Annotated in this window: 1 protein-coding gene; it reads right to left on the bottom strand. The window is 59.5% G+C overall.

Translation table 11 applies throughout. The features are described 5' to 3' along the window. Positions 1-279 (bottom strand): hypothetical protein (locus HPY23_RS02080; protein ID WP_200601617.1); only part of this gene is annotated, 279 nt, incomplete at both ends.

The following is a 279-nucleotide window of genomic DNA, read 5'->3' as shown; positions in this document are numbered from 1 at the left end:
CAGCGTGTTGCCGTCTCCGCCCGAGGCGTCAATGCCAACCGCAGCACCGCCCGCCGCCCCGCCCCCAGCATAGCCATAAAGGATGTTGTCTCGGGCGATGTTGTCGCTCGCGTAGTAAGTCGTCGCGCCGTCTACGTAAGTGCCAAGGTAGATGCCGCGCCAGTCTTGGTTTGATCCGGTCCATTTGTAGAGCAGGTTGCTCGCAATGAAGCCCTGCTGCGCTCCCGAAATCGCAATCGCCGTCGAGAACGTGTTGAAGTGGTTGTTCGAGATGAAGAA

The organism is Methylobacterium ajmalii (assembly GCF_016613415.1).
Taxonomy (GTDB): Bacteria; Pseudomonadota; Alphaproteobacteria; order Rhizobiales; family Beijerinckiaceae; genus Methylobacterium; species Methylobacterium ajmalii.
Note: the sequence above shows the minus strand (reverse complement) of the source record. Positions and strands in the feature narration are given on the sequence as shown.